This is a genomic window from Nocardioides allogilvus, assembly GCF_003047285.1.
GTDB classification, from domain to species: Bacteria; Actinomycetota; Actinomycetes; order Propionibacteriales; family Nocardioidaceae; genus Nocardioides; species Nocardioides allogilvus.
In genome coordinates this window covers 197,264-210,986 of record NZ_PZYX01000002.1, presented here as the reverse complement: position 1 = coordinate 210,986, position 13,723 = coordinate 197,264, and the positions used below count along the sequence as shown (strand labels likewise).

Here is a 13,723-nt window from a genome sequence, read left to right as displayed (position 1 = left end):
TCAGCGCAGCGGGTCGAAGTGCCGCAGGAGCTCGGGGGTGCGGTCGTGGGCGACCTGCTCGGCGAGGAGCTTGCCGGTCAGCGGGCCCAGGGCGATGCCCCACATCCCGTGGCCGCCGGCGACGTAGACGCGTGACGACTTCGTGCGCCCCACGACGGGCAGGCCGTCGGCGGTGCAGGGCCGCGAGCCGACCCACTCGTCGGTGCGCGCCTCCCAGTCGACCCCTCGGAACATCGGGGTCGCGGCGTCGACGATCGCCTTGATCCGGCGCGGGTCCAGCGGGGCGCCGGGCTTGCGGAACTCCATCATCCCGGCGACGCGGAGACCGTCGGTGGGCCCGCCGAGCGGCGTGCACGCGACGCGCTGCGTGGGGAGGTAGAGCGGGTTCCTCGGCGCTTCGTCGGGGTGCACGGTGAAGCTGTAGCCCCGGCCCGCCTGCACGATCGTGCGCACGCCGTGGGGGCGGGCGAGCTGGCCGAGCCAGGTGCCGTTGGCGACGACGACGGCATCGGCGTCGATCGTGCTGCCGTCGCTGAAGCGGACCTCGGCCCGGTCGCCGCGCTGCGTGACCGCGGTGGCGGACCGCCCGGTGACGACCTGGCCACCGCCGGTCTTCACGGCTCCGGCCAGGGCGTGCACGAACTCGCCGGGGTTGATGTAGCGCTGCCCGTTCATCGTCACCCCGCACTGCACGCCGTCGCCGAGCGCGGGCTCGAGGGCGTGCACGGCGTCGTGGTCGAGCAGCGTGTAGTCGGTCGAGCCGCCAGCCGCGTTGACCCGGCGGAACTCCTCGACCAGCACCTCGCGGTCGGCCTCGGAGGCGAAGGCGGCGAGGAACGGGGTGGCCGGCTTGGTGGGGGCGTCGACCGCGACGTCGCCCGGGGCGCCGGCCATCTCGGCGTAGGCGTCGAGCGCGACCGCGTTGGCCTCGTTGAAGACACCCATCGCCCGGCGCCAGTGCTTGTCGGTGCAGTGCCGGGCGAAGCCGACGAGGAACCGCAGCAGCCGCGGGTTGGCGCTCAGCGGCACGTAGACGGGCGACGACGGGCTCAGGGCCGCCCGGACGCCAGTGGCCAGGATGGCGGGCTCCGGCAGCGGCAGGGTCAGGGCCGGGGCCAGCCACCCGGCGTTGCCCCACGACGCGCCCGCGGCGACGTCGTAGCGGTCGACGACGGTGACCTCGACGCCCTCACGCTGGAGGAACCAGGCGGTCGAGAGACCGACCATGCCGGCACCGATGACGACGACGTGCTGAGGGGACTGGGAGGTGGCCATGGTCACATCCTCGAACGGGCGGGCGGGGTGTGCCGTGGCGTTGCGGCCACGGTTTCGACACCGTCCTTGTGCAATCGCACAAGGGTCAGCGGCGCGCCTGGAGGTGCACCATCAGCGCCAGCCGGGTCGCCGGGTCGTCCGCGTCGACGCCGCACGACTCGCGTGCTCGCCGCAGCCGGTTGCGGATCGTGTTGGGGTGCAGGTGCAAGGCGTCCGCCGCGGCCAGCACGTTGCCCGACGCGTCGAGGTAGCCGTCGATCGCCTCGACCAGCGCCGTGTCGTGCTGGTCGTCATAGGCCGTCAGCCTGGTGAGCGGGCTCGCTTCGCCGTACGTCGACAAGAACCCGCGCAGGCGGTCGACCATGACGTCGGCATAGACCTCGGGGAGCTCGGCGCAGCGGCCCGGTTCGCCGCGTCGCAGGAGGGCGCGGACCACGTCGGTCGCCGCCGCCCGCGAGTGGGGCAGGTCGGCCGCGGGGACGGCCACGCCGACGCCGGCCACGACGCCGCGACCGCCCGGGACCCGGGCCAGGAAGTCGGTGACGAGGCGACGCCCGGAGGTCGCGCCCACCACGCAGAGGAGGGTGTCGCCCTGGAGGGCGCAGGCGGCGTCGGGGCAGACGGCGCTCAGGTGCAGTGCCAGCGCGCCTGCCAGGTCGACCGCCGCGTCGGGGTCCTCGCCGCGGATCGCGATGACGACGAGCGGATCTGCGAGGCCGGCGTCCTGGGCGGCAGCAACCGCGGACTCCCCGCCGGCGAGCAGCAGCTCGAGCTGGTCGTCGCGCCCCCGCGCGGCCTGGCCGGCGACGCGGCGGGCATGCAGCACCTGGCGGGCGATCACGGGCGCGGCGGTGCGGAGGACGTCGACCTGGTGGTCCGTCGGCGGGCCGCCGACCGCAGCCCAGACGGAGCCGAGCAGCTCACCCTCGTGGCGCAGTGCCACCACCGCCCTCGCCGTCAGGCTGACCTCGGGCAGGTCGACGAGGATGACGTCGTCGGTGGTGCGCAGCTGGTCGAAGACGCCGGCGGCGGCGATCGCGTCGCGGTACTTCGCCGGGACCTGCCGGTTGAGGATCGTCTCGACCCGCGCCTGGTCGGCCGCGCTGTGCTCGCCGCCGTAGGCGATGACCACGGTGTCGCGGTCCTCGATGGTGATCGGCGAACCCACCAGCCGGGCCAGGTCCTGCGCCAGGTCGAAGAGGTCGCCCAGGGTCTCGGCCATGGGCCGCACCCTAGATCAGATAGAGGGTGATCGTGCTGCCCTTGGCGACCATGTCACCGGCGTCGGGGGACGTGCTGAACACGAAGCCGACACCGATGTAGCTGTCGGAGTTCTCGACCGCGACCTGGAAGCCGAGGGCCTCCAGCTTCTCGGTGGCCGCCTCGACCCCCATCGCGATCACGCGCGGCACCTCGACCAGCTCGGGGCCCTTGGACACGACGAGCTGGACCTCGTCGCCCTTGAAGAGCGGGCCGGTCGTGGGGTTCTGCGAGATCACCGACCCCTCGGCGACCGTGTCGCTGAACTCCTCGCCGGTGACCTCGACGGCGAGGTTGCGCTTCTCCAGCGCCGCGATCGCCTTGTCGGCGTCCTTGCCGGTCCAGTCGGAGATCTCGATCGGCCGGCGGCCCTTGCTGACCACCAGGTCGACGGGGGTGTCGGGCTTGACCGTCGTGCCCGCGGGTGGGTCGCTGCGCATCACCGATCCGGCCGGCACGGAGTCGCTGAACTTCTCGACACTGTCGCCGAACGCCAGGTTGCCCGCGGCGATGGCGTCCTGCGCCTGGTCCTCGGTCATCCCCTTGAGTGGGGGTACGTCGTAGCGCTCCGGGCCCAGGGACACGACCAGCGTCACGGTGCCGTCCTTGAGCACCCGCTCGCCGGGCTCCGGGTCGGAGCCCAGCACCAGTCCCGCCTCGACCGTCTCGGAGAACCGCGGCGTCCCGACCTCGACGCCGAGCCCGGCGCGGTCGAGCTGCGAGGTCGCGGCCGCCTCGGTGACGCCGAGGACGCCGGGCGTCGTGGTGTAGCGGGCGAAGCCGAACCACCAGGCGCCCACACCGACGCCGGCGAGCAGCAGGACCACCAGCAGGAAGGACAGCGGCCCCTTCACCGAGCGCTTGCGGGCGACCGTGTCGACAGGAGCCGGCGTCGCGGGCCTGCGCGGTGCGGGCGGGCGCGCCGCCTGGGCGGCGACGGGTGCGGGCAGCTGCTCGATCGCGGTCGTGTGCACGTGGTCGGAGGTCGCGTCGCTGGTCTCGCGGTAGTTGGCCATCGCGATCGGGTCGAACGGCTCCGGTGCGGTGTCGTTGCTCTCGTCGTCCTGGTTGTCGGTGTCCGCGTGGGTCGGCGCGAGCGCGAGGTCGGCGGTGAGCTTGGGGTCGTGCAGGATCCCGTCCCGCAGGGCCTGGGCGACGCGGTGGATCTGGTGCAGGAGGACGCTGGCGTCGGCCGGTCGCTGGGACCTGTCGCGGGCCGTGGAGCGGGCGACCAGCGCATCGACGTACGCCGGGATGCCGGGCGCGGCCTCCGACGGCGGCGGGACGTCCTCGTGGACGTGGCGGTAGGCGACCTGGATCGGGCTCTCGCCCTCGTGGGGCTTGTTGCCGGTGAGGAGCTCGTAGAGGACGACGCCGGCGGCATAGACGTCGGCGCGGGCATCGGCGCGGCCGTCGACGACGAGCTCGGGTGCGAGGTAGGAGACGGTGCCGATCAGGACGCCGCCGGTCGCGGTGTGCTGGGTGTCGGCGCTGACGGCCTTGGCGAGGCCGAAGTCGGCGACCTTCACGCGACCGCCGTGGGCCTCGTCGCCGATCAGGACGTTCTCCGGCTTCACGTCGCGGTGGATCAGGCCGGCGCGGTGGGCGGCGGCGAGCGCGGAGACGACCGGCTCGAGCAGCGACAGCGCCCGGGCCGGCGTCATCGGCGACTCCTTGCGGATGACGTCGCGCAGCGTGTGGCCGGGGACGTACTCCATCGCCAGGAAGACCACGCCGTCGTCGTCGCCCTGGTCGTAGACGCCCACGACGTGCGGGTGGTTGAGCCGGGCGGCGGCGCGCGCCTCGCGGACGAAGCGCTGCGCGAAGTCGTCGTCGTCGCCGAGCCCGGGGTGCATGACCTTGACCGCGACGGTCCGGTCGAGCCGGATGTCGGTGGCCTCGTAGACACTGGCCATGCCGCCGCGCGCGATGCGGGGGCCGATGCGATATCGCCGGTCGAGGAGTCGCCCGACGAGCGCGTCAGGGACCGCTCGACCCGCAGCGCGGGCGTGCTCGGGTGACTCCACTGCTCGACCTCCATCGCCGGACGGGGAAGGATCCGGTGCTCCATCGTACGAAACCCCGGCGAGGAAGCGGGCCGCGCGAGCCTGTCCCGGCGTGGCGCGGAGTCGCGGGCTGCCGCTCCGGGCGGGGATACTGGGTGCCATGACGTCCTCTGACAACCCTGTTCCGCTGGCCGAAGCCGATCTCGACGCCCTCGTCGACGAGTGGCTCGACTGGAACGAGGCCGCCCAGCTCCTCGGCGTCACGCCGGCCAAGGTCCGCACCATGATCAAGGACCACGAGATCGCCGCCGCCGTGCCCAAGCCCGGTGTCCCGCCCTCGGTGCCGGCTGCGTTCTTCCAGGACGGGGAGATCGTCAAGGGCCTCTCCGGGCTGCTGGTCATGCTCCACGACCGCAAGTTCGAGGACCGCGAGTGCATCGCCTGGATCTTCACCGACGACGACTACCCCGGTCGCCCGATCGACGCCCTGCGGGAGAACCGCGGCACGGAGGTCAAGCGGCGCGCGCAGGTGCTGGGCTTCTGATGCAGCTCACGCCCCAGCGCCGCAAGGTGCTCACCACGATCATCACGATCGTCCTGCTCGCGGCTGTGTGGTGGATCCAGAACAACGACACCGCTCCGAGCCAGGACCGGGCCCGGGACACGTCGACCTCGTCGCCGCAGTCGCCGCAGTCGACCGGCTCGCCCGGCTCGTCCGGCACCGATCCCGACAGCGGGCTGCCGATCGTCCAGGTCGGCGACCTGCCGCCTGAGGCGGGCGAGACGCTGGCGCTCATCGACGCGGGCGGGCCCTACCCCCACGACGAGGACGACGGCACCTTCGGCAACTTCGAGGGGATCCTGCCCGACCAGGACCGCGGCTACTACCGCGAGTACACCGTCGAGACACCGGGCCTGAGCCACCGCGGAGCGCGGCGGATCGTGACCGGTTCCAACGGCGAGTTCTACTGGACCGACGACCACTACTCGTCCTTCTCCCGGATCGACAGGTGACGACATGAGCGGACTTGCTGGACTTCTGGCCGGACTCATCCACGGCGAGGCGCAGCCGGGCATCTACCAGTGGCACGGCGCCTTCGACGTCGCCGACGTGCAGCACACCGTCGAGCACGCAGGCTTCGGCTTCGCCCACGTCGACGGCTGGCTGGGCGGCACGAAGGCCGAGTTCCTCGCCGCTGTGGGGGAGGCCCTCGGCTTCCCCGAGCACTACGGCCAGAACTTCGACGCGCTCGCCGACTGCCTCCACGACATTGGCGCCGGCCAGGCGGGCGTCGTGCTCCTCTGGGACGGCTGGAGCACCCTCGCGCGCACCGACGAGAAGGCGTTCAACATCGCGCTGAGCGTCCTGGGCTCGCGGGTCCACACCGACCGCGGCGTGCCCTTCTCGGTGCTGCTGCGCGGCGAGGGCCCCGAGGTCGCGGAGATCGCCTCGCTCGACTGAGTGTGGGTCGGCTGCCGCGGGTTGGCTGACGCTGGCGCGGGTCGGCTGGCGCTCGTTGGGTAGTCAAGTGAGAGCTTGTGGTCGATCACGCAGATCACCACAAAGTCGCACTTGACTACGCCCCGGACTACGCCCGGGGAGCCGGAGAGCCCCCGCGTCAGACCGTCCGCTGCGTCGCGGCGGACGCGAGATCGGTGAGTACGCCGCGGGCGTGCTCGCCGATGGTCGTGCGGTCCAGCGCCGTGACGGCCTGGGCGGCCAGCGACTCGATCAGCCGCTCCACCTGGGCGTGCGCGCCCGAGGCGTCGATGATCCGGCGCAGCTCGGCGACGGCAGCCTCGTCGAGCGGGCTGCCGAGCGAGGTGTGCAGCAGCTCAGCGTCTGCCGGCTCGGCGGCGTCGAGGGCCATCGCGACCAGGACCGTGCGCTTGCCCTCGACGAGGTCGTCGCCCGCGGGCTTGCCGGTGACCGCCGGGTCGCCGTACACACCGAGCAGGTCGTCGCGCAGTTGGAAGGCCTCGCCCAGGGGCAGCCCGAAGCGGGACAGGTCGCTGAGCTGCTCCGGCGTCGCGCCGGCCAGCGCGGCCCCGATGTCGAGGGGGCGCTCGATGGAGTACTTCGCCGACTTGTAGCGCAGCACCGTCATGGCGGTGTCGACGTCGGCGTGGGCGCGCGCCTGCACCGAGACGTCGAGGAACTGGCCCGCGATCACCTCGGTGCGGCACAGCTCGAACATGACGAGCCCGGCGTCGACCCGCTCGCTCGGGAGTCCGCAGTGCCGCAGCATGTCGCCGGCCCAGCCGAGCAACAGGTCGCCGAGGAGGATGGCCGCCGCGGCGCCGTACTGCTCCGGATCGCCGGTCCACCCGGCCTCGCGGTGCTCGGCCTCGAAGGCGCGGTGGGTCGCGGGGCGACCGCGGCGGGTGTCGGAGGCGTCCATGAAGTCGTCGTGGACGAGGGCGCTGGCGTGCAGCAGCTCGAGGGCCGCGCACGCGCGGACGAGCGCGGTGTCGTCGGTGAGGTCGGGCTGGATCGCACGGAAACCCCAGTAGCAGAATGCCGCCCGGAACCGCTTGCCGCCGGTGACCGACGTGCGGGCCTCCGCGACGAGGCGGGCGGCGTCGTCACCCAGCGGGGACAGGCGCGCGGCCTGCTCGTCGAGGAACTCGTCGAGCACCCGCTGGACACGCTCGCGGAAGGCGGCCGGATCCCAGTTCTCGCTCACCCCCGGGAGCCTAGCCAGTGGACAGATTGCCTCGGACAGCGCTCCCGTACCTACCCTTGTCCCATGACGGGTGGACCTGGGCGCAGCATGCGCGAGCTGATCGAGAGCGGCGAGAAGTCTTTCTCGTTCGAGTTCTTCCCGCCCAAGGACGAGGCCGGCGAGGAGCGCCTGTGGCGCGCCATCACTGAGCTCGAGCCCTACCGTCCGACCTTCGTGTCCGTGACGTACGGCGCTGGCGGCTCGTCGCGCGACACCACCGTGCGCATCACCGGCCGGATCGCGCGGGAGACCTCCCTGACGCCGGTCGCCCACCTCACCTGCGTCGGTCACAGCCGCGCCGAGCTCGCCGAGATCCTCGATGCCTACCGTGAGGCCGGCGTCGCCCACATCCTCGCGCTGCGCGGCGACCCGCCCGGCGGACCGCACACCGAGTGGGTCAGCGCCGAGGACGGCCTGGAGTACGCCTCCGACCTGGTGTCCTTCATCAAGGAGCACTACGACGCGGCTGTCGGTGTCGCGGCCTTCCCCGAGGGCCACGTCAGCGCCGAGAGCCTCGAGCAGGACGCGCTGGTGCTGAAGGCCAAGCAGGACGCCGGGGCCGAGTTCGCGGTCACCGAGATGGTGCTGCGCGCGAGCGACTACTTCGCGCTGGTGGAGCGGGCGCGGGCGCTGGGCGTCGACATGCCGATCATCCCGGGGATCATGCCGATCCTGAACCTCAACTCGATGAGCCGCATGGTCGAGCTGTCCGGTCGCGAGATGCCCGACGAGGTGCGGGCGCGCATCGAGCCGCTCGCCGAGACGCCCGAGGAGCTGCGCGCCGAGGGCATCCGGATCTCGACCGAGCTGTGCGAGGCCCTGCTCCACGGCGGGGCTCCGGGCCTGCACTTCTACACGCTGAACTTCTCCAAGGCGACGCGCGAGATCTTCGCGGCCCTGCAGATCACGGTCTGATCGTTACGGTTGCGCTCATGAGTGAGCGCAGCGTCACCGTCACCGGCCAGGGCAGCACGTCCGTGGCCCCGGACACCGCCGTCGTCCGGGTCGCCGCCGTGGCCCGCGCGGCCGGGGTGGCTGCGGCCTTCGCGGAGTCGTCGGCTGCTGCGGCGCAGATCGGTGAGGTCGCTCGTCGCCACACCGAGGAGAAGCGCATCGGCACGACCGGCATCAACGTCTGGCCGTGGCACGACAACCAGGGCCAGCAGCGCGGCTTCGAGGCGCGGCACTCGCTGGCCATCGGCTGCCCCGACCTCGATGCCGCCGGCGCGTTGCTCGACGAGCTGACCGCCGGCGTGGGTGACGCCCTCGCCGTCGAGGGGGTGGCCCTCGAGGTCGCGGAGCCGGCCGCGGCCCGGGACCAGGCCGTCGCGGCGGCGTACGCCGATGCGCAGCGCCAGGCCCAGCAGCTGGCCGACCTCGCGGGTGCCGCGCTCGGTGACGTGCTCGCCATCGGCCAGGGCTCGTCCGGCGGCGGGCCTGCCCTGCGCGGGATGGACGCGATGGCGATGTCGGCCAAGATCGAGCCGGGGGAGACGTCCGTCGGCGCGAGCCTGAGCGTCACCTGGTCGCTCGTCTGAGCAGAGTCGTCCGTCTGGACGGTTGTGCACGCGGCAGCACCCGCCGTGCGGCGTACGGGTCGAGCACTTTCGTCCACGTGGACGAATCTGCTCAGACCTGCCCCGGGAAGTGCGGACGCCAGCCGTCGCCCGGACGATCGGGCAGGCCGGGGAGCCCGCGCGCGCTCAGCACGTTCCAGACCCGCTGCACCGTGCGTCCGGGGTCGCTGTAGATGCCCTTGGCGACGACCACGAGCATGCGCCACTGGTCCTCCTCGATCGCCTCGCGTCGATCGAGATCGCGCTCCCAGTTCTCTTCGCGCTCGATGTGGAAGCGGCCGTCGTACTCCACGATCACCTTCACGCCCGGCCAGCAGAGGTCGAAGCGCCGCAGCACCTCGCCGTCGACGTTGCGGATCTCGCGGTTGACCTCGGGCTCCGGGATTCCCGCGAGCACGAGCAGCATCCGCAGCCGTGACTCCATCGGCGAGTCGACCTTGCGTCGGACGTAGCGCAGCGCTCGTCGCGCGCGCTCCGCGCGAGAAGCCGGGGCGACCTCGATCGCGCGCGCCAGACGTCGATGGGTCACGCCCTTGCGGCGCAGCATCCAGTCACCGAGCACGACGAGCTCGACCAGGGGGAGCTCGTCGGCCATCTCGACGAACAGGTCGGCCAGGTCGGAGACGGGCAGGCCGCCGACGTCGCGGACCGTGGCGCCGTAGCGGACGTGGCAGACGACGTTCGTACGCCGCCGGCGACCGTTGGGTTCGGGCACGGTGACGTGCTCGTCGGGGCAGGTCGCGATCGGCGCCTGCCATGCCCTGGCTGCGGAGCAGTGGCTGGCGAAGGCGTCCGGGCCGAAGGGAAGGAGCGCTGCTCGCGTGCGCAGCCCGGGTGAGTCCGCGACCTCCGCCGAGACCAGGATCCCGTGGCTGATCGTGCGGAAGCCGGGACCGATCAGCTGGCGCCGGGTCAGGCCGCTCTCGAGACCGGCAGCCCGGGTGAAGGGCTGCCGCGTGTCGAGCTTCTCGTCGGCCATGGCGCCAGATTGCCCGACGAGCCGGGCTCCCCGCTCGCGTCGTCCACAGGCGGGCAGAGTCGTCCGTCTGGACGGTTGTGCACGCGGCAGCACCCGCCCTGCGGCGTACCGGGCGAGCACTTTCGTCCACGTGGACGAAAGTGCTCAGGCCGGCCCGATCTCCTGCGCGACGAGGGCAGCCGAGAGCCCGACGAACGGCAGCCCCGAGCCCGGGGTCGCGTGCGCGCCGGCGGCGTAGACACCGGGGACCGGGGTGGTCGGCCCGAGCCGGTCGCGCACCGTCGCGCGGCCCTGCCACAGCACGCCGAGCGGCGAACCGCCCCAGGCATCGACGAGGTCGCGCGGGGAGCGGTCGATCCGGGTGACGACGTGGGTGCGGACGTCGACCTTGTGCCGGGCCAGGGCCCGCAGCACGTCCTCGGCGAGGCGGCCGCGGCCGATGATCGTCCACGCGGCGCCGCCCTCGGGGGCCGTGCCGCCGGTGCGCACCACCAGCATCGGGTCGCCGTGCAGCACCACCTCGTGCGGCAGGTCGGGCAGGTCGCCGTCGAGGCCCACGTGGGCGACGACCGGCGGGATGGCCGGCATGGTCCGGTGCACCGACCCCGCGAGCGCGGGCAGCCGCCGCGGGTCGATGGCGCAGACCACGGCGTCGGCGTCGAGGTCGCCGTTCGCGGTGCGTACGCCGACAGCCCGGCCGTCGCGCAGCACGATGTCCAGCGCCGTGGTGCCCAGCTCGACGGTGACGCCACGCGTGGCGAGCCGGTCGGCCAGCGCCGTACCGATCGCGGAGAGGCCACCGGGCACGGTCCAGGCGCCGAAGGTCTGCTCGAGGTAGGACGTCACGCCCATCCACGCCGGGACGTTGCGCAGGTCGTGGCCGTCGATGACGAACGGATGGCTGGCGACGAGGCGCAGCCGCTCGTCCTTGAAGTCGCGGCGCAGCCGCTTGTGCAGCATCTCGCGGCTGCCGAGCAGGTCGGTCAGCTCGCGCGGGGAGAGGGCCGGGTCCCACGGCTGCTCGAGATAGCCGCGCCGCAGCACCTCCCAGGTCTCGGAGTGCGCATCGACGTACGCCGACCAGCTGGCGCCGAGGTCGCCCGCACCGTCGCCGAGCTGGTCGAAGGCGGCGATCTGCGCGGCCCGCGAGCCGCTGGGCAGGCGCAGCACGGTGCGGTCCTCGAAGCGGTGCTCGCGGATCAGCTCGAGCGGCTCGAGCTCGAGCTCGCGCTCCAGCGGCCGACCGGTCTTGCGGAACAGGTCGCGGATGACGGCCGGCAGCAAGGTGGTGGTGGGGCCGGCGTCCCAGGTGAAGCCGTCGGCACTGATCGGCTGCAGGGCCCCGCCGAGGGAGGTGGAGCGCTCGAGCAGGGTGACCTGGTGGCCGAGCTTGGCCAGGCGTGCCGCGCTGGCCAGGCCACCGAAGCCGCCACCGATGACGACGATCCGCAGTTCAGTCATCGGGCGCTCACATCGACGCCGCGATCGGATCCTTCTTCTTCCACTTGCGCCACCCCCGACGGATGAACCTGGCGATGAAGAACATCGCGATGAGACCGGCGGCCAGGAGCACGCCGGCGATGGCTGCCGCGGCCTCGGGGTTGTTGATCGCGAAGGCCACGACACCGAAGACGGCGACGTCCTCGGCGAGGCTCGCGCCGATGTTGGTCACCGGCTCGGGGGAGGAGTTGATCGCCAGTCGGCTGCTGGCCTTGACGAGGTGGGACAGCAGCGCGGTGCCGCCGCCGACGACGCCGAGGACCGCCTGGTCGAGCGTGGACGCGTCACCGGCCAGCAGGACGCCGATCACGGCACCGGCCGTGGGTCGGATGGCGGTGGAGATGGCGTCCCAGCTGGAGTCGATGTAGGGGATCTTGTCGGCGATGAACTCCATCGCGTAGAGGAACCCGGCGACGCTGAGGACGTCCCACCGCGCGAGCACGTCGGGGACCTGGGTGAAGTCGTTCAGCCGGTCGGCGACGCCCAGCACGAGCACGACCAGGTAGGCGTTGATGCCGCTGGCCCAGCCGCTGGAGAAGGTCAAGGCGAGTGATTCCACGCCCACACCCTAGTGAGGTCAGGCCTGTTCGGCGTCGATCACCGCGCGCAGGGCGTCGGGGTCGCGACCGACGACGGTGGTGCCGTCGGTGGCGGTGATGATCGGGCGCTGGATCGCCTGGGGGTGGGCGGCGAGCGCGGCCAGCCAGTGGGCGCGGTGCTCGGCGTCGCGGGGGAGGTCGATCCCGGCGTCGCGGGCCTCCTTCTCGCGCGCGACGTGCCACGGCTCGACGCCGAGGCGCTCGACCACGGCGGCGAGCTCGTCGGCGCTCGGCGTGTCCTCGAGGTAGCGGCGCACGGTGTAGTCGGCACCGGCCGCATCCAGCTCGCTGATCGCCGTACGACACTTGGAGCAGGCGGGGTTGATCCAGATCTCCATCACGCGACCTCGATCTCTCGGGCGCCGGTCATCGTGACGAGCTCCTCGAAGGTCGAGGAGAAGACGGCGGCGGGGTGGCCGGCGGCGGCCCACACCACCTCGTAGTTGCGCAGCCAGGAGTCGATCCAGGTCGGCACGGGGGCGGGGTGGTCGATGGGGGAGACGCCACCGATGACCTGGCCGGTGTGCTGCTTGACGAAGTCGGGGGTCGCTCGGGTGAGCGCGTCGACGCCGATGCGCTCGGCGACCTTGGCGGTGTCGACACGGTGGGCGCCGGAGGTGAGGATCAGGACCGGTGAGCCGTCGACGTCGAAGACCAGGCTGTTGGCGATGGCGCCGATCTCACACCCCAGAGCGGCTGCGGCGAGTGCGGCCGTGTGGACCGAGTCAGGCAGGATGACCACGTCACCCGAGCCACCCCGCCGGTGCAGGTCGTCGCGAAATGATCTGATCGCAGGGTGCTCGCTCGCCATGGTGCGAGCCTAGTCAGGGGAAGTTGTCGAGGATGCTGAGGGACTGCGGATGAGGGACATGCCCGGATCGATCACCAACGCGTTGCGGTGCCTGCTCGCGCTGGTCGTGGTGAGCGGGGCGGCCGTGCTGCTGACCTGGCTCCAGCACGACGAGATCATCCTCGCCTGGGCGAAGGGCAACCCGTCGGCGCAGGAGCTCCTCGCCTCGGGCGGGATGGCGGCCCTGCGCGAGGCGGCGATCGTGCCGAAGTTCGTGCCGCTGGCGCTGGTCTCGTTCATCGTGTTCGTGGTGCTGGTCGTGGTGCTCGCCGCCTTCCTCGTGGACGGCCACGGCTGGTCCCGGCTGGTCCTCACCGCGACCAGCCTCTTCGGCCTGCTCGTCTCGTCCCTGGGCCTCAACCACGGCCTGCCGATCGCGTTCGTCGTCGTCTCGGCGCTCTTCTTCGCGTTCTGCGTGCTGCTCGTCATCTTCTTGTGGCGCAAGGAGACCAACACCTATCTGCGCGTGAACTGACGCAGGTTCGCCCTCGCTCTTGACCCACTGTCGGTGGGGCCGTGTACCTTTGGTCTTGTTCGAACATCTGTTCGGACGCGGCTCCGGTGGCGGTGACCTCGACCCCCACCGCCCCCGGAGCCGGTGGCGGGGTCGATGAGCGGTGAGGAGACGCAGATGCGGCTGTACGACGACCCCGTCGAGGTTCGACGAGGAGAGACCGAGGGCCCCGACCAGTTCCTGTGGCGAGGCCGGCTGTGGAAGGTGCGAGCCGTGCTCGCGCACTGGGTGGAGACCGCTCCGTGGTGGCAGCCCGCCCAGGAGAGCGCGGGTGGGACCGCCGAGCCGGTGGTCAACGCCGACCTGCTCGTCGAGCGTGAGCTCTGGCGGGTCGAGGCCGGCCGGGGGATCAGCTCCACCGGCGTCTTCGACCTCTCCTTCGACTGGTCCGACGGCCACTGGCAGCTCGTCGGCTGTGCGGACTGAGGGCGGTGTTG

The 13,723-nt window shown here is 72.2% G+C and carries 16 protein-coding genes; 7 read left to right on the top strand and 9 right to left on the bottom strand.

Translation table 11 applies throughout. From position 1 onward, the window contains the following. From C9J87_RS04305 to pknB, 3 genes are all read right to left on the bottom strand, one after another. Positions 1–1,275, bottom strand: coding sequence for an NAD(P)/FAD-dependent oxidoreductase (locus tag C9J87_RS04305; protein ID WP_107704838.1), 1,275 nt, complete (start codon positions 1,273–1,275; stop codon positions 1–3). Between the two features lie 85 nt (positions 1,276–1,360). Next, a complete protein-coding gene (locus C9J87_RS04300; protein WP_107704837.1) occupies positions 1,361–2,497 on the bottom strand; it encodes a PucR family transcriptional regulator in 1,137 nt (378 codons plus the stop codon). Positions 2,498–2,507: 10 nt separating this feature from the next. Beyond that, positions 2,508–4,562 (bottom strand): Stk1 family PASTA domain-containing Ser/Thr kinase, encoded by a 2,055-nt coding sequence (gene pknB, locus C9J87_RS04295; protein WP_232819828.1) that lies wholly within the window; start codon positions 4,560–4,562, stop codon positions 2,508–2,510. A gap of 139 nt (positions 4,563–4,701) precedes the next feature. Here pknB and C9J87_RS04290 point away from each other — a divergent pair, with 139 nt between their 5' ends. The 3 genes from C9J87_RS04290 to C9J87_RS04280 are packed head-to-tail and all read left to right on the top strand — an operon-like array spanning position 4,702 to position 6,003. Beyond that, positions 4,702–5,085 (top strand): Rv2175c family DNA-binding protein, encoded by a 384-nt coding sequence (locus C9J87_RS04290; protein WP_010833558.1) that lies wholly within the window; start codon positions 4,702–4,704, stop codon positions 5,083–5,085. Next, a complete protein-coding gene (locus tag C9J87_RS04285) occupies positions 5,085–5,555 on the top strand; it encodes a ribonuclease domain-containing protein (RefSeq protein WP_107704835.1) in 471 nt (156 codons plus the stop codon). The genes C9J87_RS04290 and C9J87_RS04285 overlap by 1 nt, the downstream gene beginning before the upstream one ends. 4 nt (positions 5,556–5,559) lie before the next feature. After that, a complete protein-coding gene (locus tag C9J87_RS04280; protein WP_010833556.1) occupies positions 5,560–6,003 on the top strand; it encodes a barstar family protein in 444 nt (147 codons plus the stop codon). Positions 6,004–6,160: 157 nt separating this feature from the next. On the opposite strand, the gene C9J87_RS04275 is transcribed toward C9J87_RS04280, so the two are convergent. After that, a complete protein-coding gene (locus C9J87_RS04275) occupies positions 6,161–7,228 on the bottom strand; it encodes a polyprenyl synthetase family protein (protein WP_107704834.1) in 1,068 nt (355 codons plus the stop codon). 63 nt (positions 7,229–7,291) lie between these two features. On the opposite strand from C9J87_RS04275, the gene metF reads away from it, so the two are divergent. Then, positions 7,292–8,182, top strand: coding sequence for a methylenetetrahydrofolate reductase [NAD(P)H] (gene metF, locus C9J87_RS04270; RefSeq protein WP_036490970.1), 891 nt, complete (start codon positions 7,292–7,294; stop codon positions 8,180–8,182). A gap of 17 nt (positions 8,183–8,199) precedes the next feature. Next, positions 8,200–8,805 (top strand): SIMPL domain-containing protein, encoded by a 606-nt coding sequence (locus C9J87_RS04265; protein WP_107704833.1) that lies wholly within the window; start codon positions 8,200–8,202, stop codon positions 8,803–8,805. Between the two features lie 91 nt (positions 8,806–8,896). Here C9J87_RS04265 and C9J87_RS04260 read toward each other — a convergent pair whose 3' ends face one another. From C9J87_RS04260 to C9J87_RS04240, 5 genes are all read right to left on the bottom strand, one after another. After that, positions 8,897–9,823, bottom strand: coding sequence for a hypothetical protein (locus C9J87_RS04260; RefSeq protein WP_010833552.1), 927 nt, complete (start codon positions 9,821–9,823; stop codon positions 8,897–8,899). Between the two features lie 144 nt (positions 9,824–9,967). Next, positions 9,968–11,284, bottom strand: coding sequence for a phytoene desaturase family protein (locus C9J87_RS04255; RefSeq protein ID WP_107704832.1), 1,317 nt, complete (start codon positions 11,282–11,284; stop codon positions 9,968–9,970). Between the two features lie 7 nt (positions 11,285–11,291). Beyond that, positions 11,292–11,882 carry a DUF4126 domain-containing protein gene (locus tag C9J87_RS04250; RefSeq protein ID WP_107705011.1) on the bottom strand — a complete coding sequence of 197 codons (591 nt, stop codon included), beginning with the start codon at positions 11,880–11,882 and terminating at the stop codon, positions 11,292–11,294. Between the two features lie 18 nt (positions 11,883–11,900). After that, positions 11,901–12,260 (bottom strand): ArsC/Spx/MgsR family protein, encoded by a 360-nt coding sequence (locus tag C9J87_RS04245; RefSeq protein ID WP_010833549.1) that lies wholly within the window; start codon positions 12,258–12,260, stop codon positions 11,901–11,903. Next, positions 12,260–12,733, bottom strand: a complete 474-nt coding sequence (locus tag C9J87_RS04240; protein WP_107704831.1) for a YbaK/EbsC family protein — start codon at positions 12,731–12,733, stop codon at positions 12,260–12,262. Before C9J87_RS04240 ends, C9J87_RS04245 begins: the two co-directional genes overlap by 1 nt. Before the next feature lie 58 nt (positions 12,734–12,791). Here C9J87_RS04240 and C9J87_RS04235 point away from each other — a divergent pair, with 58 nt between their 5' ends. Continuing rightward, positions 12,792–13,247 carry a hypothetical protein gene (locus C9J87_RS04235; RefSeq protein ID WP_010833547.1) on the top strand — a complete coding sequence of 152 codons (456 nt, stop codon included), beginning with the start codon at positions 12,792–12,794 and terminating at the stop codon, positions 13,245–13,247. A 135-nt stretch (positions 13,248–13,382) separates the two neighbouring features. After that, positions 13,383–13,712 carry a DUF6504 family protein gene (locus C9J87_RS04230; RefSeq protein ID WP_232819827.1) on the top strand — a complete coding sequence of 110 codons (330 nt, stop codon included), beginning with the start codon at positions 13,383–13,385 and terminating at the stop codon, positions 13,710–13,712. Positions 13,713–13,723 lie beyond the last annotated feature (11 nt).